General features: G+C 52.0%; 16 protein-coding genes and 2 tRNA genes. 11 read left to right on the top strand and 7 right to left on the bottom strand.

Annotated features, from left to right (window positions below):
- Positions 1-122: 122 nt before the first annotated feature.
- Both GCWU000342_RS01810 and GCWU000342_RS01805 read right to left on the bottom strand, forming a co-directional pair.
- Complete coding sequence (locus tag GCWU000342_RS01810; RefSeq protein ID WP_006905485.1) at positions 123-1,127, bottom strand: aldo/keto reductase; 1,005 nt, start codon at positions 1,125-1,127, stop codon at positions 123-125.
- Positions 1,128-1,242: 115 nt separating this feature from the next.
- Positions 1,243-2,619, bottom strand: a complete 1,377-nt coding sequence (locus GCWU000342_RS01805; RefSeq protein WP_006905484.1) for an MATE family efflux transporter — start codon at positions 2,617-2,619, stop codon at positions 1,243-1,245.
- Positions 2,620-2,975: 356 nt separating this feature from the next.
- Here GCWU000342_RS01805 and rd point away from each other — a divergent pair, with 356 nt between their 5' ends.
- The 10 genes from rd (at position 2,976) to GCWU000342_RS01755 (ending at position 17,308) form a co-directional block, all read left to right on the top strand.
- Positions 2,976-3,137, top strand: coding sequence for a rubredoxin (gene rd, locus GCWU000342_RS01800; protein WP_006905483.1), 162 nt, complete (start codon positions 2,976-2,978; stop codon positions 3,135-3,137).
- 368 nt (positions 3,138-3,505) lie between these two features.
- Positions 3,506-6,043: a thioester domain-containing protein gene (locus GCWU000342_RS01795; protein ID WP_156784467.1), complete on the top strand. Its 2,538-nt coding sequence runs from the start codon at positions 3,506-3,508 to the stop codon at positions 6,041-6,043.
- A gap of 293 nt (positions 6,044-6,336) precedes the next feature.
- Positions 6,337-7,617 (top strand): histidine--tRNA ligase, encoded by a 1,281-nt coding sequence (hisS, locus tag GCWU000342_RS01790; protein WP_006905480.1) that lies wholly within the window; start codon positions 6,337-6,339, stop codon positions 7,615-7,617.
- Positions 7,618-7,718: 101 nt separating this feature from the next.
- Positions 7,719-9,527, top strand: coding sequence for an aspartate--tRNA ligase (aspS, locus tag GCWU000342_RS01785; RefSeq protein WP_006905479.1), 1,809 nt, complete (start codon positions 7,719-7,721; stop codon positions 9,525-9,527).
- 497 nt (positions 9,528-10,024) lie between these two features.
- On the top strand, positions 10,025-11,197 hold the full coding sequence (locus GCWU000342_RS01780; protein ID WP_006905478.1) for an endonuclease/exonuclease/phosphatase family protein: 1,173 nt from the start codon (positions 10,025-10,027) through the stop codon (positions 11,195-11,197).
- A gap of 99 nt (positions 11,198-11,296) precedes the next feature.
- Positions 11,297-12,334, top strand: coding sequence for a branched-chain amino acid aminotransferase (locus tag GCWU000342_RS01775; protein WP_006905477.1), 1,038 nt, complete (start codon positions 11,297-11,299; stop codon positions 12,332-12,334).
- A gap of 287 nt (positions 12,335-12,621) precedes the next feature.
- Positions 12,622-12,996, top strand: a complete 375-nt coding sequence (locus GCWU000342_RS01770; RefSeq protein WP_006905476.1) for a GntR family transcriptional regulator — start codon at positions 12,622-12,624, stop codon at positions 12,994-12,996.
- A 71-nt stretch (positions 12,997-13,067) separates the two neighbouring features.
- Positions 13,068-14,381, top strand: coding sequence for a DUF5808 domain-containing protein (locus tag GCWU000342_RS01765; protein WP_169304659.1), 1,314 nt, complete (start codon positions 13,068-13,070; stop codon positions 14,379-14,381).
- A 40-nt stretch (positions 14,382-14,421) separates the two neighbouring features.
- Positions 14,422-15,207, top strand: coding sequence for a YhfC family intramembrane metalloprotease (locus GCWU000342_RS01760; RefSeq protein WP_169304658.1), 786 nt, complete (start codon positions 14,422-14,424; stop codon positions 15,205-15,207).
- A gap of 442 nt (positions 15,208-15,649) precedes the next feature.
- Positions 15,650-17,308 carry a TRM11 family methyltransferase gene (locus tag GCWU000342_RS01755; RefSeq protein WP_169304657.1) on the top strand — a complete coding sequence of 553 codons (1,659 nt, stop codon included), beginning with the start codon at positions 15,650-15,652 and terminating at the stop codon, positions 17,306-17,308.
- A gap of 303 nt (positions 17,309-17,611) precedes the next feature.
- On the opposite strand, the gene GCWU000342_RS01750 is transcribed toward GCWU000342_RS01755, so the two are convergent.
- The 4 genes from GCWU000342_RS01750 to GCWU000342_RS01735 all read right to left on the bottom strand — a co-directional run bounded on the left by GCWU000342_RS01750 (position 17,612) and on the right by GCWU000342_RS01735 (position 19,509).
- A complete protein-coding gene (locus GCWU000342_RS01750) occupies positions 17,612-18,481 on the bottom strand; it encodes a nitroreductase family protein (RefSeq protein WP_006905472.1) in 870 nt (289 codons plus the stop codon).
- A gap of 236 nt (positions 18,482-18,717) precedes the next feature.
- A tRNA-Leu gene (locus GCWU000342_RS01745) sits at positions 18,718-18,801 on the bottom strand.
- A gap of 27 nt (positions 18,802-18,828) precedes the next feature.
- Positions 18,829-18,912: transfer RNA gene (locus GCWU000342_RS01740), tRNA-Leu, on the bottom strand.
- A gap of 99 nt (positions 18,913-19,011) precedes the next feature.
- Complete coding sequence (locus tag GCWU000342_RS01735) at positions 19,012-19,509, bottom strand: CYTH domain-containing protein (protein WP_006905471.1); 498 nt, start codon at positions 19,507-19,509, stop codon at positions 19,012-19,014.
- A 269-nt stretch (positions 19,510-19,778) separates the two neighbouring features.
- Between GCWU000342_RS01735 and thrH the strand changes: the two genes are divergently transcribed.
- Complete coding sequence (thrH, locus tag GCWU000342_RS01730) at positions 19,779-20,378, top strand: bifunctional phosphoserine phosphatase/homoserine phosphotransferase ThrH (RefSeq protein WP_006905469.1); 600 nt, start codon at positions 19,779-19,781, stop codon at positions 20,376-20,378.
- Positions 20,379-20,419: 41 nt separating this feature from the next.
- Here the strand turns inward: thrH and GCWU000342_RS01725 are convergent, their stop codons facing one another.
- Positions 20,420-21,325 (bottom strand): shikimate dehydrogenase family protein, encoded by a 906-nt coding sequence (locus GCWU000342_RS01725; protein WP_242649963.1) that lies wholly within the window; start codon positions 21,323-21,325, stop codon positions 20,420-20,422.
- Positions 21,326-21,402 lie beyond the last annotated feature (77 nt).

Genomic DNA, 21,402 nt, shown 5'->3' with positions numbered 1-21,402 from the left:
TGCGGAGAAGGGGATCTTTGCGGGCAGCCTGGCAGCGCGCGCAAAGATCCCCAAAAGGTTTTTCGGATGTGGATAAAAAAGGACGAAGAGGCCTGTCAGATTCCTGTGGGTTTATAACATCTCTAGATTCCTGCGGCAATTTCGTCGATTTCGGTCAGCTCCGCGGGGGAGAAGTCCAGGCGCGCGAGAGCGTCTACATTCTCTTTGATCTGCGCGGGACTGGAGGCTCCGATGATGACAGAGGAGACCTGGGGAAGACGCAGGTCCCAGGCAAGAGCCATCTGAGCCAGAGACTGCCCGCGGTCCCTGGCGATCTCCTGCAGGCGACGGGCAGCAGACAGCTTATTCTCGGTCAGATCCTCTCTCTTGAGATAGCGGCCATCGTGGGCGATCCGGCTGTCGGAAGGGATGCCGTCTAAATAGCGGTCGGACAGCAGGCCCTGGGCCAGAGGAGAGAAGGCGATGATGCCTATGCCGTCCTCGTCGGCCTGTCCGGGCAAATCCATGCGCTCAATCTTGCGGTCGAAGATGGAGTAGCGGGACTGGTTGACAATCAGGGGCAGATGGATCTTCCTGGCGTATCTGACAGCTGCTCTTGTCTGCTCCGCATTGTAGTTGGAAATACCGGCGTAAATTGCCTTGCCCGCGTCCACAATTGACTTGAGGGCGTCCAGGGTCTCCGCCAGGGGGGTGTTGGGATCGGGACGATGGTGATAGAAAATGTCCACATAATCGAGCCCCAGACGGTTCAGGGACTGGTCGGCACTGGCGATCAGATACTTGCGGCTGCCCCAGTTGCCGTAAGGGCCGGGCCACATATCATATCCGGCCTTGGAGCTGATGACGAGTTCATCCCGATAGGGCTTGAAATCCTCTGCCAGGAACTTGCCGGCATTTTTCTCGGCGCGTCCGTATTGGGGGCCATAGTTGTTGGCCAGATCAAATTGGCTGATTCCTAGATCAAAGGCAGTTCGCATCATGGCCCGCATGTTATCGGGGTTGTCGTTCTCCCCGAAGTTATGCCAGAAGCCAAGGGAGATGGCGGGAAAGAGAAGACCGCTTGCGCCAACCCTGCGGTATAGCATCTTTTCATAGCGGTTATCCGCTGCCTGATAGGTGTGTGACATATGTTTCCTCCTGTCTTTTTCTGCTTTGACCCTTCTATTATAGAGCAGATGAAGGACTCTGGTATGCGGCCGGGTCTTCTGATTTTATTTCGATCTAGCCCATGACTTCTGTCTGTCATTTGGATCTGCCCTCCAGCCGATGCAGAATCCCGGGCTGCTGCAGCAGATAGTAGATGGTTATAGAGGCGGAGATAATGGCCCAGGAGATGGGCATACAGGAAAAGAGCTGCCTGACGCTGCCTCCGGGGACGATGACAAGGAGCCAGATCGCGCGAAAGCCGCAGATGCCGAGCAGATTGATCAGGGTGGTGATCAGCACCTTATTTTCCGCCCGCAGAATGGATCCGAGGACCTCAGAGAAGGCATAGATGGCATAGAAGGGGGCGATGCAGCGGCAAATGTCCTCCGCCAGGTGAATCACCTCCGCGTCTCTGGTAAAGAGGAGCATGAGAGAGGGAGTAAAGATCAGTAGAAGACCGGTGAGAATCAGAGCGAAGGCCAGTTCGATGAGGAGAACATTTCTGCTCGCCTTTTTGATTCGATCCGGCTTTGCCGCCCCGAAATTTTGCCCGATAAAAGTAGTGATGGAGGCAGAAAAGGACGCGTCGATCATCCACCAGATGGCATCCAGACGGGCATAAGCGGTCCAGGCCGCCATGGCGTTTACTCCCTTCTGGTTGAGAGAGGCCTGAAGAATCATGTTGGAAATGGTGAACATGCTGCCGGCAATGGCCGTGGGAAGACCGATGCGGAGAATTCTGGCCAGAGTTTGCGGATTCAGATGAAGTCGCCTGAGAGAAAGTCTGAGTCCGGGTGTTTTTCGGATCAGAAGCCAGCTGACCAGAAGGGCGGAAATGCCCTGTGAGATATCAGTCGCGATGCCGACGCCAAAAACGCCCATGTGCAGGAAGGCGACAAAGAAGAGGTCAAGGATAATGTTGATGGCAGTGGCGGCGATCAGAATATAGAGGGGGCGGCGGGAGTCGCCAATGGCCCGCAGGATTCCGGCGCCCATATTGTAGGTCAGGGTAAAGATCAGTCCGACCATGAGGGTTCGGACATAGAGAGCGGAGGCCTCCATCAGATTCTCCGGCGTCTGTAAAAGACGCAGGAAGGGATCGGTTAAAAAGAGCATAATGATACCCAGAAAAAGACCCGCCAATATGGAAAAAGCATAGGCGGTGTGCAGGGCATCATCTACTTTATCTGTCTCTGCGGCTCCAAAATGCTGAGAGATGACAACAGTAGCTCCGGTTGCCAGATTTATGAAGAAGGTGAACAAAAAGAGGGTGATCATGCCGGAGGAACCGCCGACAGCGGCCAGAGACTCTGTCCCGGCGAATTGTCCGACCACGGACGCGTCGACGGTGTTATAGAGTTGCTGAAAGAAAGCCCCGATGACAAGGGGGAGAAAGAAGGTCAGAATCTGGCGGTTGATGGGACCCTGGGTCAGGTTTTTCTGGATGGATTTTGTTTGCTTTTGATGGGTCATAGTCTTCACTTTATTTCTTCTGTCAAATCTTCTGTGGCTATAGAGAACCAGGACCCGCACTGATGTCTTGCGGTGGAGAGTAATCTTAATTGTAATTGGGACAGGGGGATTTCTCAAGCGAACCGGCAGCTGAATGATGGGAAGTGCGGGACTGCTGCATGTCAGCAGCTGAATTATGGGGGTGAGACTGCAGCTTGTCAGTAAGTGCCTGTTAGCTGCGTCTCAGCAGGGAAGAGAGCAATAAAAATTGCTTGCAATTAAAAAGGAGATCAAATATAATGCTTTCCAGTAACAATTCCTAGTTACAGTAGATTTATGGGAAGTTCACCTTGCGTGTGGACAGAAAGGAATGCGATATGGATAAGTATTTATGTGAGCCCTGTGGTTATATCTATGATCCCGAGGTCGGTGATCCCGATGGCGGCATTGCTCCGGGAACCGCCTTTGAAGATATCCCCGATGACTGGGTTTGCCCTGTTTGCGGCGCGTCAAAGGATGCTTTTGTTGTAGCTGATTAATCGGACATTTGATGGATGAGGATGAAGTGGGATAGAAATCCCATCGAATCTGAAGATCTCAGGGGCTGTGAAGAAATGAGAGAGTCATTTCTTCACGGCCCCTTATCTGTGGTTTTAAAGATTTGCGGAAGCGGATTCCATTTTTTATTGTACCTTTGTACCCGGACGGAAGCTGGAAGAGTTGATCGTTTTGAGAGCAGAAAATAGCGTTTGCAGGGAATCCTGCAAAATATCAAAAAGAGAGAAAAAGAGCTCTTTTCTTTGTTGAGCCTGTCTCTTGTGCAGGGATGATACAAGGGCTATTCTTGCCTTACCTCTCGTGACAGATTGTGATTGATCGGATCTGCCGATCCACAATGGGAGGAAGTATGAAGAATAGCATTTGTAGAAGGAGACGGACGCGAGTGGTCTGTCTGGTTTTATTGCTGGCGGTATTGGGGACGATTCTGCCTCTTCCGCTGCGAGGAGCGGGAAGGCGGTTTGGGCGGGTATTTGCCGTGGAAGATCTGGCGGTGCTCAAGTCCTATGCCAAAGAGGTCAGCTATGAGCAGGCCGGCCTGGGGAAAGGCAACTGGACGAATGACTTTATCCTGCAAAGAGGGGGGAGCGATTATCACGGATTTTGTGTCAATCCGAATAAGTCCACGCCGGGAATCGGCACAAGCTTTCGGGTCAGTGAGCAAAGAGATGAGCAGGTGAGGAAAGTACTCTATTACGGCTATGGCAGTCGGACCAATGCCATGGGAGAGCTGGGTCTGTCCCCTGAGGAACAGCTGGTCATCTCCCATGTGACTTTGGCCAGGGCTATGGGCGATCCCCACTGGTCAGTCGACCTCAATGCCAGAGGAAAGGAACAGGCAGAACGTTACTGGAAGCTGGTAAAATCCAGGCCGGCGCCAAAAGAGAATCTGCTGAGGGCCTTTCTTTGCCACAATAAAGATGCAGAGGGACAGGATCTGCTCTATTTCTGGCAGGCGCCGAAAGAGGAGGAAGTACCCGGGACCTCTTTTGTCATTCGAAAAAGGTCAGCGGCGGATCCGCTGACAGAGAAGAACCGCTGCTATTCTCTGGCAGGGGTCTGCTACGGGCTCTATGATGATGCTGCCTGCAGGAAGCAATTACAGGAGATTTGTCTGACAAGGGAAGGGGAATCCCAGCGATATGAGGGGACCTTTCAGAATCTGACGCCCGGAAAGCAGTATTTTGTTCGCGAGAGCAGAGGGCCTGCCAATGGATCTTATCGCACAGATGAGAGGGTATACTCCTTTACGGCCAAGGCCGGAGGGAATGTCCATGAAATCGGCTCTATGGAATTGAAGGACGAGCCTGTCTATGATGTGCCGGATATCCTCTGGCGCAAGAAGGACGCTCAACTCAGCGAAAAGGGACAGGGGGACGGCAGCCTTTTCGGAGCAGAGTATTCGATTCGCTTTTACCCGGAGGATCTGCCATCGGCAGAGGCGGCTAAGGATAAGAAGGCCACTTACCTCTGGCTGATGAGAACAGATGAAAAGGGAGAGATTCACTTCCAGGATCCCCGCTGCTATGTGTCCGGCGATCCCCTGCTGGAATACCAGGGGAAGAAGGTCCTGCCTTTAGGCTCCTATCTGATTCAGGAGAAGAAGGCTCCGCGTGATGCCAAAGGAAGAGCGATCTATGCCCTTGATCCCAAGCTATATTTACTCAAGACGGTCTGTGGGAGCGACCATCAGGTGAAAACGGTTCATCCGCTGATCGATGGCCAGCGGGAGCAGATTCTGCGCGGCGGAATTCTTCTGGAGAAGAGGGAGACCTCTTATCCGGACGGAAGAGACTATACGGCGGCAATGAGCCTGGAGGGGATTCGTTTCTCCATCTATAATCGCTCAGCGAAAACGGTAGCGGTGGATCTCAACAGAGATGGAATTTACAGTGAGGATGAGCGTTTTGCTCCGGGGGCAAAGATCCGGGAAATGATCTGCAAAAAATACAGCCAGGAGGAGGCAATGCGCCTCTACGGTCTTAAGAGCGAGGCGAAGGAAGTCTATCTGGCTACAACGGATGATGATGGCGACGGATATGACAGGAGCCTGCCCTATGGAAAATATGGGATTGTCGAGGAGACAATGAAGACAGGCGGCGAGTTCAGATTGGTCAATCAGGACTACTGTCTTGGTGAGAGACAGGAGAAGACAGTTGAAATCAGCAGGGATCTGCAGGGGGGAAAACTCTGCCAGACCGATATTGACGGGAAAAAGCTGACCTTTGCCGAGAATAATCGACCCATTCGCTCCGATCTCCTTCTTCGTAAGATCAAGGAAGACAGTAAGGAGAAAATCCAGGTTCCCTTCCTTTTGATCCGGGAGGAGACGGGAGAGAAACATATTGTTATGACAGGGGCAGACGGAAGCTTTGACAGCAGGGCCGGCCATATCGCGCACAGCCACAAGACCAATGCCAACGATCGCTTCCTTGATCGGATTCAGCTGGACCAGGGATCAAAAGAGACAAAGAGCGGAGAATGGCAGATCAAGCAGGACAAGCCGCTGACTGTTTCTGAGATGACAGAGGATGCCGGAACCTGGTTTGGCCTGGGAAGATATGGCAATATGGCCCGGATTGACGATCAGCTGGGAGCCCTTCCAAAGGGACATTATCGTCTGATGGAATTATCCTGCGACAAGAACCGGGGATATGAGCTGGTGAACCTGCGCTTTGCGATCGGGCAGGATCCAAACAGGCCGGGAGAAATCGCGGATTTAGGAACGGTGTCTGATCGTCCGATCAAGCCTGAGATCCCGCGGACGGAGGGGAAGGTTTACGCGCCCAGACTGGGAGACCTGGGGCAGCTATGGATTTTCCTTATCTGCGGAACATTTGCTCTGGGAAGCATGGCAGTCCTTCTGGCAATTCGCGGCAGGAAATAAATTCTATCGAAATTCCATCGACGTGAAAGGGGCCAGGTAATTTTTCACACAGGCTCCTGATCTGTGTTAGAATAGTTGAGATTTCCAGATCTGATGACATAGAAAGAAGGCGGCCCATGGGAAAGTTCGGCAGAAAAAACGGTGACAGCAAAAAGGCTGCGGAGAAGAAGATGGCGCAGCAGCTTGCGGCCTTAAAGCGCAAGCAGGCCAGGAAGAAGTGATGGCGCCGCCCTTAAACAGACTGGAGCGCGGCAAGAAGGCTGCCTGAGACGCAGAAGAACTGGAGGAAGAACATGGCTCTGAGCAAGAAGCCGGTCAACGGAATGAAGGATATCCTGCCCCGCGAGGAGGAGATTCGCGATTATGTGACAGGGATCATCAAGGAGACCTATCGCAGTTTCGGTTTTACACCCATCGAGACGCCCTGTATGGAGAACATTGCCAATCTGAGCAACAAGCAGGGCGGTGAGAATGAGAAGTTGATTTTTAAAGTTCTCAAGAGAGGGGAGAAGCTGCATCTGGATACTGCTCAGACCGAGGAGGACATCGTGGATTACGGGATGCGCTATGATCTGACGGTGCCCCTGTCCCGCTTTTATGCCAACCATGCCAACGACCTGCCTAAGCCGTTTAAGGCTCTGCAGATTGGGAATGTATGGCGGGCGGAGCACACACAGAGGGGGCGCTTTCGCCAGTTCACCCAGTGCGACATCGATATTTTAGGGGAACCGTCGAACTTGGCTGAAATCGAGCTGATCTTAGCCACGACGACCTGCATAGGAAGAATCGGATTCAAGAATTTTGAAATCCGGATCAATGAGCGCCGTATTTTGAAGGCTATGGCCTCCTATGCCGGATTCCCCGAGTCCGACTATGACGAGATCTTCATCACCCTGGATAAGATGGATAAGATTGGTCTGGACGGTGTGGCGGAGAAACTAAAAGAGGACTATAATGACGCGGTTGTAGACAAGTATCTGGAACTCTTTGAGAGTCTGTCGGACAAAAAAGACCTGGTCGACGGGGTCGACTATCTGCTGGCTGCTCTGGGAAGCTTCCTGGACGAGGAGGTTGCCCGTTCTCTAAAGGAGATAGCGACTGCTGTAAATGAAGCGAAGGAGGCAGATTTCACCCTGGTTTTCGACCCCACCCTGGTGCGGGGGATGAGCTACTATACCGGGACCATTTTTGAGATCGCGATTCCGGAGTTCGGGGGCTCCTGCGGCGGCGGCGGCCGATATGATAAGATGGTCGGCGGCTTCACCGGCCAGGACACGCCGGCCTGCGGTTTTTCAATCGGCTTTGAGCGCATTATCATGCTTTTGTTAGAGTCTGATTTTCAAGTCCCGGGAGGCGGCAGGAAGGTTGCTTACCTGGTGGAGAAGAAGTACCCGGTTCAGAAACTGGTCTCTGTTATCAAGCAGGCCAGAGAGGCCAGAGAGGCAGGAGACCAGGTGCTCCTTGTTCGCATGAACAAGAACAAGAGGTTCCAGAAGGAGCAGCTGGCCGCCGAAGGATATGAGGAATTTGTTGAGTTTTATAACCGCGATGAATCGGATTCCTCTGCGTTTTGATTCATGACGACAGGAATGTTTGCTGAGCCTGCATTCCACAGTTCATGACAAGGGAATACTTGCGGTCAGATTGTCCGCATGACACAGAAAGAAGGATATCAATGGCAGAATCAATGCAGGGTTTGCACCGCAGCTGTCGCTGCGCGGAGCTCTCAGAGGCCAATATCGGACAGACGGTTACCCTGATGGGCTGGGTACAGAAGCGGCGCAATCTGGGCAGTCTGATCTTTGTGGACCTGCGCGACCGGTCCGGGCTGATGCAGATTCTCTTTGATGAGAAGATTGTGGGAAGCGAGGGCTTTGCAAGGGCCGGCGGAGTCAGAAGTGAGTATGTGCTTGCTGTCACCGGAAGGGTACAGAAGAGGGAAGCGGCGATCAATGAGAATTTAAAGACCGGATCCATTGAGCTGGCCGCGGAGTCAATTCGCGTGTTGAGTGAGTCTGAGGTTCCTCCCTTTCCCATTGAGGATGGGATCAAGACCAAGGATGAGCTGCGCCTCAAGTACCGCTATCTGGATCTGCGCCGTCCCGAGATGCAGAAGAATCTGATCCTGCGGTCTCAGGTGACAAATCTGATCCGAAAATACATGGCGGAGGACGGTTTTCTGGAGATTGAGACGCCCATGCTTCAGAAGTCCACGCCGGAGGGGGCAAGAGACTACCTGGTTCCCTCCCGCGTTCATCCCGGCTCTTTCTACGCGTTGCCCCAGAGCCCACAGCTCTTTAAGCAGCTCCTGATGGTATCCGGTTTCGACCGCTATTTCCAGATTGCCCGCTGTTTTCGGGATGAGGATCTGCGCGCCGACCGTCAGCCCGAATTCACCCAGGTGGATCTGGAGATGTCTTTTGTCGATATGGAGGATGTGCTTGAGACAACCTCCAGGCTCCTTAGGAATGTTTTCCGTGACGCGATCGGCGTCGAGATCCCCGATCCCATTCCACGTATGACCTGGCAGGAGGCAATGGAGCGCTTTGGCTCCGATAAGCCGGACACCCGCTTTGGCATGGAGCTGATAGATGTATCCGATGTGGTTGCAGACTGCGGCTTCAGCGTCTTTACGTCTGCGCTTGCGTCCAAGGGAACCGTCCGCGGCATCAATGTCAGAGGACAGGGGGATATGGGACGCAAGAAGATCGATAAACTGGTCGATTTGGCAAAAGCCTGCGGGGCAAAGGGCTTAGCTTATATTCAGTGCAGGTCTGACGACACGGTCAAGTCCTCCTTCTCCAAGTTCATGAGCGAAGAGAAGATGAGCGACCTGATAAAGGCTATGGACGCGCAGGCAGGTGATCTGCTTCTCTTTACGGCGGACCGCTTCAAGACCGCGGTAGAGGTATTGGGACAGATTCGCCTGACTCTGGCAAGAGAATTGGAATTGATTCCCGAGGACCAGTTCAACTTTCTCTGGGTTGTCGATTTTCCTGCTTTCGAGTGGTCTGATGAGCAGAATCGTTTCCTGGCCATGCACCATCCCTTCACCATGCCCTACGAGGAGGATTTGGACAAGCTGGAGAGTGGGGATTTGAGCTCGATTCGGTCCAAGGCCTATGATATTGTCTTAAATGGCGTCGAGCTGGGAGGAGGATCCATTCGAATTCACCAGGACGATATCCAGGAGCGCATGTTCAAAGCATTGGGCTTTTCTCTGGAAGAGGCCCGTGACCGCTTCGGTTTCCTCTTGACAGCTTTTGAGTATGGGGTTCCCCCGCACGCCGGTCTGGCCTTCGGCCTGGATCGGATGATTATGCTTATGACCAGTGCGGATTCGATCCGCGATGTGATTGCCTTCCCCAAGGTCAAGGACGCCTCTGACCTGATGACCCAGGCGCCTGGCCCGGTCGATGATAAGCAGCTGGAGGAGTTGTATCTGAAGACGCTTTCCGATGGCCAGGAAAAGATCAAGGAATGAGAGTAAGACCGATTTACGGAAGGATCTGTTCGCCCCTTATCGTTCGTTGAACAGACAAAGGATGGTCAAACAGACGAGGGATAGTCAAATAGATGAAGAATGGCTAAACAGACGGGGGATAGGTAAACAGGCGAAAAATACAAGATAAAATGTGTTGATAAAAGTCGGCTCAAGCCCCTGCGGATGGGAATTGAGCCGCTTTCATTTATTTTGCGCTTACCTTTTGTTCAGGAAAACGCAAAATAAGTGAGGCAGTGCAAGGCGAAAGCTTACTGCACTTGGAATTAGAAATGGCAGAATTTGCTTTTCTAATCAAATAGAGTGGTGAAAATAATATTCACACGACTGATGAGGCCTATGCTATAGTAGAAAGAGACAAGTTATCGGCGCGTAGAAAGGGATAGCTTACCGGTGCGTAGAAACATGCGAGTTATCGATGCGTCAGAAAAGAGCTTCTTTTAAGTGATTAGGGACATGAGGGGATCTGAGGAGAAAATATGAGGGGAAGAATTCGCAGGGGAGAAAGAGACCGGGAATCCAGGCAGGGTCACAGGATCATCCGAAGGGTGATTGGGATTTTAGTCGGGATTCCTCTGACATTGCTGATCGCCTTTTGCCTGCTTGTAGCCTATCTGACGGTGACAGAATATAGGCCGGATGCCAGAGAGACCATTGCTGTTAACGGGACCGAGAATCAAGCGGGCGAGAAGACAGACAAAAGTGCGGAGAATCAGAAAGGGACGAAAGAGGAGCTCAAGGCCGGGGACTTGCTGTCGGTGCTCAGCTGGAATGTGGGGTACGGAGCCCTGGGAGACAACGCGGACTTCTTCATGGACGGGGGTAAGGGAGTCAAGACTGCCAGCCAGGACCGGGTGAAGGAGAATCTCAATGAAATTGTCACTGAGGTAAAGAAGATAAATCCTGATTTTGCCCTGTTTCAGGAGGTCGATGTCAATTCGCACCGGTCCTATGGGATAGATGAAAGTCAGATTCTGGGTCAGGCCATGCCCCGGGGACAGATGACATTCGCATATAATTTTAAAGTTGCATTCATCCCCTATCCCCTGCCCCCGATCGGGAAGGTGAATTCAGGGCTTGTGACGCTGAGCAGATATCAGATTCGGGATGCCAGCCGGACCTCTCTGCCCAACCCCTTTTCCTGGCCAAATCGCCTGGGAAACTTAAAGCGCTGTCTGGCGGTTCACCGCATTCCGGTATCCAATGGCAAAGAACTGGTTCTGGTCAACCTGCATCTGGAGGCTTACGATGACGGGGAGGGGAAGCTGGCCCAGACAAAGGTGCTCAGAGAACTGCTGGAGAAGGAGACCGAAGCTGGGAATTATGTGATTGCAGGAGGAGATTTCAATCAGATTTTCTCAAATGTGGATTCCTCCGCTTTCCCGCTCCATGAGGGAAAATGGGAGCCGGGAATCATTAATTCCGCGGATTTCGGGGAAGGTATGCAGCTTTTAATGGATTCCGGGACGGCATCCTGTCGCAGTCTGGATCATCCACTGGCCGGGGCGGATCAAAAGGACTTTCAGTTTTACATTATTGACGGCTTTATCTGCTCTGAGAATGTGACGGTAGAGAGTACGCAGACCCAGGATCTGAATTTTCATGCCTCAGACCACAATCCGGTTGTCCTCAGGGCCCGGCTGAGAGAATAAAAGGAATGGGAGCGAAGCATTTTCGCCCCCATTTTTGTGTGCGTTTGATCTATAATAAAAGGCACGTTACAGGAGATCTGTCTGAGAAATGAGGAAGATATGGCAAAGCAGAATCTGGATTGGAGTAATCTCGGTTTCACATATATGAAGACCGATAAGAGATATGTCGCCAATTACACCGGGGAGACCGGTCAGTGGGATGAGGGCGCTCTTGTGGACGATGCCAATATCGTCATGAGTGAGGACGCGGGCGTTCTGCAGTACGCGCAGACAGTCTTTGAAGGACTCAAGGCCTATGAGACCAAAGACGGCCGCGTCGTCTGCTTCCGCCCGAACTTAAATGCCAGACGCCTGCACGATTCCGCGGTTCGCCTGGAGATGCCCCCTCTCTCAGAAGATCAGTTCTTAGATTCCATCCGCCAGGTTGTCGCGGCCAATGAGTCCTGGGTTCCCCCCTACGGATCAGGGGCAACGCTCTATGTCCGCCCCTATATGTTCGGTATCAGTCCGGTCATTGGTGTCAAGCCCGCAGATGACTATCAGTATCGTGTCTTTACGACTCCGGTCGGCCCCTATTTCAAGGGCGGCGCCAAACCGATCTATGTCAGAATCACCGACTATGATCGCGCGGCTCCCCATGGGACCGGGAATATCAAGGCAGGTCTCAACTACGCGATGTCTCTCAAGGCGATTATGGAAGCGCACAGGGAGGGATTCGCGGAGAATATCTACCTGGATCCCGCGACGCGCACATACCTGGAGGAGACAGGCGGCGCAAATATCCTTTTGATTGACCAGGACGATCATCTGATTGTTCCAAAGTCAGATTCCATTCTCCCCTCCGTCACCAGAAGAAGCCTGGTGTATGTTGCCGAGCACTATCTCGGGATGAAGGTCGATGAGAGACCGGTGACGATTCAGGAAGTGAGAGAGGGCTCGTTCAAGGAGTGCGGACTCTGCGGAACGGCAGCCGTCATCAGCCCCATCGGCAAGATTCATGACCACGGCAAGGATATCTGCTTTGCCTCTGGCATGGAGGAGATGGGCCCCTGGATGACCAAACTGCGCCAGACCTTGCTCGGAATCCAGGAGGGAATCATTGAGGCGCCGGAGGGCTGGATTTTTGAAGTCTGCTGACAGCAGCATTTGCGGATTCCCTCTCTGGCACCCTGATGCGGGCCGGATTTATCTGAGCGCGTAAGAACAAGAAAATAAAAAGCTTTTCAAAGAGGCCGTGATGAAATGAGAATTCATTTCATCACGGTCTCTTTATTCATGAAACAGCTTGTCGTTTGGAGTCTGTGGATTGTAGATGGTCTAGTCAGTGGCATGTGGATTATTTAGTCAGTGGCAGGTCTTGACAAATAAACTATTTGTATTATCATATATGATACAAATAGAAATTAGAGAAAGGAGGGATAGCAATGATTCTTCGCATTGAAGAGGGGATTGACATTCCCATCTATCAGCAGATCAGAAATCAGATTGTCTATGGGATTTCCAGCGGAGAGCTGGCGGCTGGAGAACAGCTGCCCACGGTGCGGGCTCTGGCGGCGGAGATTGGCGTCAATGTCATGACGGTCAGTAAGGCCTATCAGACCCTAAAGGCGGAGGGCTATATTGTGACCGAACGAAAGAGAGGGGCCCGGGTCCGAGAGAAGATGACTGAGAGTAAAAGGCTGTCCCTAGTCAACCGGAGGGAACTGGAACGGATCATTTCAGAGGCCAGGCTGTCTGGTATGAAGAGGGCGGATTTCATTCAGGTTGTCGATCAGATTTATGCGGAGGTGGAATCATGAAGCTGTTATGTCTCTGGAATTTAATCTTCCTGTTGCCTTTTATTTCGGTATCTCTGTTGACAAGATGGTTCATGATTTGGGCTGAAGCCGGCAGAGAAAACGTGATTTTCGGCGCGAGCATCCCTGTGGAACTGCGCTGGCCCAACCAGGAGTTTCACAGGCAAATTGAACCGATCATTCGGCGGATACGCAGGAGATGCTGGCAGACCCTGGCGGCGGAGGCAGTCCTGGTTCTTTTGATCTGCCTGCTGCCAAGAATGTTTTTGGCAGAGATCTTTTGGATGCTGCTGATTTTTCTGGATATGTTTTTAACCTTTTTCCTCTATGGATGCGGGAATCGAACGATTCGAAGAATTAAGGCCCTCTATAAGAAGGAGGAGAATAGGCCTCAGATTGTCTACGCGGATCTGACCAACAGCGGCAGGGTTCACGGCCTTCATCCCCTGCCATTTGCAGGAGTGCTTCTGGTTAACCTGGTCCTGACGGTCTGCCTGGGGAAAAGCCAGCCGGATTTAAAGCCTGCTTTTTGGGCCCTTATGGGATGTCAGTGCCTGATTGCCCTTTTTTCCTTTTTCATGGACCGCCTGCGCAATCGGGTGATCTCAGCTGACAGCGCAGTGAATGCCAATTATAACCGGGCCAGAAAAAAAGTCATGGCAAAGGCCATGCTTGAACTGATGATTCTTTCGACTTGTCTGCCCCTGGCGATTGGCGCGGCTTATACTGTGAATCAGGGAAATTTGCGTCTGGGTGAATTTGCCAGCATTGCGGGGTTCATAGCCTATTTCCTCTTGGTCATTCTGGTCATTGCCCTGCTGGCATATCGGATGTATCAGATTGACAGGAAATATCAGGGGCAGATGTTCCTTGGCGATGATGACGACGCACATTGGATCTGGGGCATGTTCTACTATAATCCGAAGGACTCCCGCAACATGGTAGAGAAGCGAGTCGGAATCGGCTCGACCATGAATCTGGCCAGGCCTGCGGGGAAGTGGGCCATGGCCTTTTTAGGACTTGTCATAGTTGCTGTGTTTGTATTTCTGGGATTCTTTGCGGTGGAGGAGACCCTGCCCATGAGGGCGCAGGTCCAGGAAGATGAGGTCGTTTGCCGGCAATTGATTGTCAATGAGAGGATCAGGAAAACGGATGTGAGAGATACGGAGCTCTTAGAGCAGATGCCGGAGCCCATTGTAAGGACGAACGGATCAGCGACAGATGAATACCTCAAGGGAACCTTTCGCGTGGGTCAGGAGAAGGGCTGTCAACTCTTTGTGCGAAGGGATGCCAGGGTCATCCTGCGGATCCGCGCGGATCAGAAGACCTACTACATTACAGGGGAGAATGACCGATTGACAGAGGAGCTGTACAGACAGCTGCAGTGATGATTATACGAGGAAAGAACGTATGCATGCGCAAGTTTCAATGTTATCAATGATTTTTATGGCTGTCTCCGGGACAATTGCTCTTATGATTCCCCTGGCTTTGATTATTTTCTTCAGGCGCAGAAAAGGGGCGGATTTAATATCTGCCGGGATCGGAGCCGCTGTTATGATTCTCTTCGCCTTTGTGTTGGAGAGTGGCGTTCACAAGCTGGTAGCTCAATCGCCACTGCATGAGCCGATTGGAGAGAATTTCATTGCCTATGGGATATATGGAGGAGTGATGGCAGCCCTCTTTGAGGAGGTTGGCCGCTATCTGGCTATGCGTTTTCTCATGAAGAAACAGTGGAACAATCCGTCAAATGCCCTCATGTATGGGGCTGGGCATGGAGGGATTGAGGCGATTGTATTGCTGACCATCACCATGATCAATAATCTGGCCTACTCTTTCATGATTAACCGGGGGATGATGGAGGGTCTGATCCAGAAACTGCCCCAGACCGCTCAGGTTCAGATGCAGGAGGCAGTGCAAAAATTGATTGTGTCGCCGGCACCGGTTTTTCTGCTGGGAGCTGTGGAGAGGATCAGCGCCATCTCTCTGCAGATCTGCCTGTCCGTCTTCGTCTGGCTGGCTGTGACCAGGAGAGAAAAGAAATATTTTATATTGGCCTTTGGCCTGCATTTTCTCTTTGATACCCTGGCCGTACTTGTCAATCATTGGATGGGGACAGTTGTAACAGAAATCATCCTTCTGCTGGCGGTGATAACAGTGGTTCTTCTGACGGCCAGACTCTGGAAGAGAGTTAAGAGGAGGATGTCTGTTTTGTAACCGGTACGCACAGACAGGGCATACAGAGGTTTTGGCCGACAGCTCTTGTCCTGTAATACCATCATTAGGGTTATAGGGCAAAAGAGAGCAAAAAGATAAGGCAGCTGAGGGGGATCAGCTACCTTAAAAAGGGGGGTATAATAATATAAAAGGGGAAGTGACTTAAGAAATACGATTAGGGGGTGTATTTCTTAGGTCACGTATAATATAGCAGGGCTAAGAAAATGCAACAAGGGAGAATATAGACAAAAATATCGGGGGAGAAACGTTATGTCCTTGTCGGTATTGCTGCCACAAAAAGCTCTCTTGGGCAAACTCACAAGAAACAGATATATTGCATGCAATCTATAGGTCAATTATCACATAGCCACTGGGCAATTAGCACATAGACGCATTTATCGTCTATACTGAATAAAAGAGGATGGCTGACAGGGGAGACGCAATGAGCGGGCAGAATATCAATGAAATCTTAAGTGATATCCGAGAGGAGAGAAAGATTCGGCAAAATCTGTCTCTGCTTCGGGAGATCCTGCGGGAGAAGTCCAAGTCAGGAACAAAGGAGAAAGGCGCAGGGGCACAGGCATATAAGAATCAGATTCGCGGGGAATGGAAGGAGAGGGACTGGCTCTCCTTTTTCGAGAACGAGGATGCCAAGGTCCGCAAGAATGCGGCGAATCTGGCGGGAGATCTTCTTCTATCGGAAGCTGATGAGGACTGGTCCGGCCGGATTGGCGGGATCCTGTGGAGGGCATATCTGAAGGAGAAAACCCTCTTTGTCCGCAGCATTTATCTCAAGGCGCTTGCCCTGACGGATTGTTCCCCCTATATGGGTGAGATGAAAAAGCGTCTGGATCAGCTGCGGGAGAAACAGTGGTCCCCGGAGGAACTGGCTCATATTCGGGCGGAGCGGCAGGCACTGGAGGCGATCTTGCACAGGAAGGATATCAGTGAATCCTCTCTTCATTGGAGGGGGATTGCAAGTGAGAGGGAGATCCTTCTGGAATGCCAGCCCTATATTTCTGATCTCCTGAAAAAGAGAGTGGATGGAATTCTGAAGGATCCGAGGGCTTCAAGGATTGTTCCGAGAGGGCTGCGGGTCAGGGTGGCAGAGAACAACTATGAGCAGGTGCTGGCCTGTCGGACATATCGGGATTTTCTCTTCTATCTCCCTCTGCGAAAGGGGGCTGTTATCGACAGAAAAGGGGCTGCGGAGGCTATCTGCAGGTCTAAGCTTCTGCCGATTCTGGATGAGATCTATGCTCGGGATGAGAGGGATAAGAGACAGGAGAAGGTGGGGACAGGAAAAGCTTCTTATCGCTTTCGCGTTTCATGGATGAAGCCGGTGAGAAAGGAAAAGAAAAGAGCTGAGGAAAAGCAGGAGGGGTCTGACGCAAGCTGGATCCGCCTTCTGGCAGCGCAGATTGAGGAGAAGTCAAATCATCGTCTGATCAATGTCCCGGGAAACTATCAGCTGGAGATTCTTCTGGCGGCAAAGCGAGACGGAACATATCGGGTCTATCTGAAGCCCTCCCTCTATCAGGATCAGCGCTTTGCCTATCGGCTGCATGCAGAGCCAACATCCATGGCCCCCTATAAGGCGGCCCAGATGACAGAACTGCTTGCGCCTTATCTGCGCAAAGACCACCAGGTCATCGATCCTCTGGCAGGGGTGGGAAGCCTCTTGATCGAGCGGGCCTATACGCTTGGAATTTTGCCTTTGGGGAGGCAGGAGGCGGATTCTTATGCCCTGGACACCTATGGGAAGGCAGTTGCGGAGGGCAGAGAAAACGCGGCCGCGGCCGGTCTGCGCGTTCAGTATATCAACCGCAGCTTTTTTGATTTCAGACACGATTATCCATTTGATGAGATTCTGACAGAAGCGCCGCAGATGGAGGCTGGACAAAGGCAAGAGCGGGAGCGTTTCTATCGGGCCTTCTTTGATCAGGCTGTTGGGATTTTGGCCGGGGATGGACGGATCATGCTGCTGACCGATCAGGGAGATCTGGTGAGAAAGCAGATTCGTCTGCATGACCAGTTCCGCCTGGAACGGGAGATCGACATGGGAGAGAGACGGAGGATCTATGTGATTTTAAGGCGCTGAAAAGCGGCCGTCTCTTTTTGTATCTATTTGCAGGCCAATCCCGGTATGGTTATGGCCTATGTCATACTTAATATTTATCTGTTGATCCCCATTACGACATTTGTCGTTTCCATTAAAAAAAAGATGATTGTCTTGACCTGATTCAGGACATAGGATTGCGGATCTCAGAAAGATTTTCCGGCACAGGTATGAGAGGGGCAGTAAAGAAATGAAAACTCATTTCTTCACTGCCCCTCAAATTGTGCCCCTTAAATTTTTCGCCTCAAATTTCGCGGGAAAGAGTATCCGTCTGTGAATCAGAGATCAGAAGAGAGTATAGGTCGCTACCGTCTCATACTCCTCGGGCGCGCCCAATTCCGCCGCCGTCTTATCCGCCCCAAAGGACCAGTTTTTGGAGAGGGCATTGTACTGCTTGTAGACGATGCGGAAGTTGAGCATGGCGGCGCCCAGATCCAGTCTCTGGTCTTCATCGGACTGGATATCATCGGATTTGGCGATCAGATAGAGATATTTGCCGGTGTCGATGAAGCGATAGGCCTGACGGTTAAGAAGAGAGGGAGCGAGGCTTGCCGCGTAGAGTCCCTTGCCCAGGTCCGGGTCAACCTCGTCAGAAGTCCAGTCTTTTACCATCTGACCCCATTTGTCCTTGTAGGCGATCTCCTGCAGAGAGATCTTGGGTGCGATATGCCCCTTGCGGGAGGATACTTTGACATCAGACATGGTCTTGATATCCAGGCGAGGACCTTCCTCCTCCTTGAATCCGTAGCCGCAGGCGATAATGGCGGCGGGAATGAGATCAGAGGTCCAGCGGAGAGCGGCCCTGGCAGCCTTGACATCTTCGATGGTCAGCCAGCAGGAGGAGAGACCCAGGTCAGTCATCTTGAGAATCAGATTCTCTCCCAGGAAGCCGGCGTTCATGTACATGTGCTCGTGTTCAGCGGACGCGATGACAAAATAGAGGGGTGCGTGAAAGGCATTGCCCTGGTAGCCGACAACTCCCTCCAGCCGATCCGCCATGCCCTTGCAGGCCGTGAGGCTGACTTCAAGCTCGGGGATCAGCTTTTCACTGTCAGTAAAATAGGCAGTGATTTCGTCGATCAGAGCGTCCGAAACAGCCTTATCGTGGTATTTGCGGATGGATTCGCGCCTTTCAATGAGCTCTTCGTAATTCATAGGTAACCTCCCATCAATCGAAACGTATTCCTGAAAATATTATACACAATGAAAGATGGATCCGCACTTTTCGCTTGAAAAAACGCGCTTTTAGGAAGGGAAAGGAAGGAAAAAGCCAGTACTCCCTGTAAAAAAGTTCCTATGTCACACAAAGAAAAATCCATACGCAACGCAATCAGAAAACTTACTTCGACAAAGAAAAAAGCCCCAGGCTCAAACCCGGGACTCTGATGAAATGCGGAAGATGGGACTTGAACCCACACGACATTGCTGCCACAAGATCCTTAGTCTTGCTCGTCTGCCAGTTCCGACACTTCCGCATATCATCTGACAAGCAGATGACGAAGTGCAGGAGATGGGACTTGAACCCACACGACATTGCTGCCACAGGCACCTGAAGCCTGCGCGTCTGCCAATTCCGCCACTCCTGCGCAACACAGATGATACTACAGGATATCTGAAGCCTTGTCAACAGAAAAAATATTTTGCGGGCAAAGGCGGGCAAAGGGAAGGACCCGGGAAAGGGAGACTCAGCCTGTTGAAGGCCTTTCCCTTGTCTGAAGCCAGTAAGCGCCCATGGATTGACCGGGCTCTTCTGATACGTCCTTACCCAGGTAAGAGGCCAGAAGAGGCGAGGGCTGCCAGCTCCTGGCGGCCTCTTCCGTCGGGTATTCGATTTCCGCATACCAGAATTCGGTGTCCGATCCGCAGTCGACATGGTTGACCTCCAGTTTCAGACCGTCAGACAGGGCATAGGTGCGCCGGATTTTAGGGATGAGAGGGAGGGCGATCATTTCTTCCAGCTCCTGAAATTGATCCGGACTGATTTCAATCTCTATTTCCCGTCGCACGATTCCCGATCCGCTCTTGAAGCAGAGAATATCGTGCGTCTCTCCATCGGACATTTTTTCCTCGCGAATGCGGACGGTGGGGCGGACGGACAGATATCCCTGGCGCATGGTCTGCTCATAGAGGAGAGAGAGTCCCCGGGGCCAGTCGGTCACGATCCATTTACGCTCTATTTCCATTTTATTTCCTCGTATGCAATCGCCTTAAGATTTCTGATCGTTGCGGTCAGGAATCGTTTTTCGCTGTGAGATGGTATGTTTATAGGCGTATTATTTCTTCTTGGCTGTTTGCGCTTTTCGCAGTTGACACAAGAATTTTATCACAAATCATACTGTGGCAAATGGCTCCTTATGATAAAATTGTGCTCAATATGCAGAGGATGCATTATCTGATGCAGGCTTGCCTTTGATGAGCCTCTTGTTGATATTTGTGGAAAGACGGTTAAGAGATGAAGATTGTATGCCTGGATTTGGAGGGAGTTTTAGTCCCGGAGATTTGGATTGAGTTTGCGGAGCAGACCGGAATCAAGGAGCTTGCGCGGACGACCCGCGATGAGCCGGATTATGACAAGCTGATGAAGTTTCGCATCCGAATTCTGCGCGAACATGGCCTTGGGCTGAAAGAGATTCAGGAGACCATCGCCAGGATCGAGCCTCTGCCGGGAGCCAGAGAATTTTTGGATCGGCTGAGGGCAGAGACGCAGCTTGTGATTGTGAGCGACACCTTCGAGCAGTTCGCCATGCCCCTGATGAAGAAGCTTGCCTATCCCAGTATTTTCTGCAATCGCCTGACTGTAGATGAGAAAGGACAGATCAGCGGCTATGAGATGCGCTGCAAGCCCTCCAAGCTGATCACCGTCCGCAAATTGCAGGAGATGGGCTTTGATACCATCGCGGCCGGCGACAGCTTCAATGATCTGGATATGATTGCGGCCTCTTCCCTGGGAATTCTCTTTCGAACGACCGACCAGATAAAAAGGGACTATCCCCAGTATCCGGCGATTGAGACCTATGAGGAATTCTATCAGATCATTCACGCGGCCCTGTAGGAGAAAGAGCTCCCGATCTCCGCAGTCATCGTCGACAGAACTCAGGTCGCCTCCGTAAAAAGGGATCGGATCTGTTCGACGGGCATGTCCCTGCCGGTCCAGAGCTTGAAGGAGGCCGCGCCCTGAAAGAGAAGCATGTAGAGTCCGTTGGCATGTGCCAGACCTCTCTCCTTAGCCCGGGCCAGGAGGGGGGTGGTCAGGGGATGGTAAATGATATCGGAGACGAAGAGTCCCGGGTGCATGAGGTCCGCGTCGACCAGGCTGCGCGGATCCTCCGCCATGCCCACACTGGTCGCGTTGGTCAGAAGCTGACTGCCGGCAATGGATCGGGCCAGAGCCTTTGAATCGGCAATATCCAGAAGCCGAATGGGAGTCCCCGTCTCCCTCTCAACTTGCGCCAGGAAGCTGTGGCTTGCCTCGAAGGTCTGGTTGCGGCGCTTAAAGACCCGAATCTCTTGGATGCCGTCTAAGGCTGCCTGGACCAGAATCGAGCGGGCGGCTCCGCCGGCCCCGAGGAGTGTCATGGTCTTGCCGGTGATGTCAAAGCCGACATCGCGCAGGGAGTCAAGGTATCCGATCCCGTCTGTGCTGTGGCCGATGAGCCGTCCCCCGTCATTGACAATGGTATTGACGGAATGACAGAGGCGGGAGGCCAAAGAGAGTTCATCCAGACAGGGAATGACCGCTGTCTTTAAAGGCATGGTCAGGTTGGCGCCCAGGAAATTCATCTCTTTTAAGGCATCGAGGAGGAGGGGAAGATGATCGGCGTCTGTGTCGAAAGCCAGATAGGCCAGGTCTTCATGGCAGATTTGGGCGGCGAGATTGTGCATGGCCGGACTCATGGAGTGAGCTACCGGGTGGCCCAGGAGGCAGGCCAGACGGGTCCGGCCGGAGATCGACGGAACAATATTTTTATGCATGTGAAAATTTGTATTCATGATAGGCATTTTACAACGCCTTGTATGGATTGGGCAATTCGTATGTGATCCGGATGAAGCAATTCAATTCGCACGCGATTTCGATC

It is taken from the genome of Shuttleworthella satelles DSM 14600 (assembly GCF_000160115.1).
Classification (GTDB): domain Bacteria; phylum Bacillota; class Clostridia; order Lachnospirales; family Lachnospiraceae; genus Shuttleworthia; species Shuttleworthia satelles.
The sequence above is the reverse complement of the archived record's forward strand: the minus strand, read 5'-3'. Positions and strand labels throughout refer to the sequence as shown.

Coding starts and splice junctions, on each gene's coding strand:
- GCWU000342_RS01810 (WP_006905485.1), bottom strand. CDS start 1,127: ATGTCACACACCTATCAGGCAGCGGATAACCGCTATGAAAAGATGCTA.
- GCWU000342_RS01805 (WP_006905484.1), bottom strand. CDS start 2,619: ATGACCCATCAAAAGCAAACAAAATCCATCCAGAAAAACCTGACCCAG.
- rd (WP_006905483.1), top strand. CDS start 2,976: ATGGATAAGTATTTATGTGAGCCCTGTGGTTATATCTATGATCCCGAG.
- GCWU000342_RS01795 (WP_156784467.1), top strand. CDS start 3,506: ATGAAGAATAGCATTTGTAGAAGGAGACGGACGCGAGTGGTCTGTCTG.
- hisS (WP_006905480.1), top strand. CDS start 6,337: ATGGCTCTGAGCAAGAAGCCGGTCAACGGAATGAAGGATATCCTGCCC.
- aspS (WP_006905479.1), top strand. CDS start 7,719: ATGGCAGAATCAATGCAGGGTTTGCACCGCAGCTGTCGCTGCGCGGAG.
- GCWU000342_RS01780 (WP_006905478.1), top strand. CDS start 10,025: ATGAGGGGAAGAATTCGCAGGGGAGAAAGAGACCGGGAATCCAGGCAG.
- GCWU000342_RS01775 (WP_006905477.1), top strand. CDS start 11,297: ATGGCAAAGCAGAATCTGGATTGGAGTAATCTCGGTTTCACATATATG.
- GCWU000342_RS01770 (WP_006905476.1), top strand. CDS start 12,622: ATGATTCTTCGCATTGAAGAGGGGATTGACATTCCCATCTATCAGCAG.
- GCWU000342_RS01765 (WP_169304659.1), top strand. CDS start 13,068: ATGATTTGGGCTGAAGCCGGCAGAGAAAACGTGATTTTCGGCGCGAGC.
- GCWU000342_RS01760 (WP_169304658.1), top strand. CDS start 14,422: ATGTTATCAATGATTTTTATGGCTGTCTCCGGGACAATTGCTCTTATG.
- GCWU000342_RS01755 (WP_169304657.1), top strand. CDS start 15,650: ATGAGCGGGCAGAATATCAATGAAATCTTAAGTGATATCCGAGAGGAG.
- GCWU000342_RS01750 (WP_006905472.1), bottom strand. CDS start 18,481: ATGAATTACGAAGAGCTCATTGAAAGGCGCGAATCCATCCGCAAATAC.
- GCWU000342_RS01735 (WP_006905471.1), bottom strand. CDS start 19,509: ATGGAAATAGAGCGTAAATGGATCGTGACCGACTGGCCCCGGGGACTC.
- thrH (WP_006905469.1), top strand. CDS start 19,779: ATGAAGATTGTATGCCTGGATTTGGAGGGAGTTTTAGTCCCGGAGATT.
- GCWU000342_RS01725 (WP_242649963.1), bottom strand. CDS start 21,325: ATGCCTATCATGAATACAAATTTTCACATGCATAAAAATATTGTTCCG.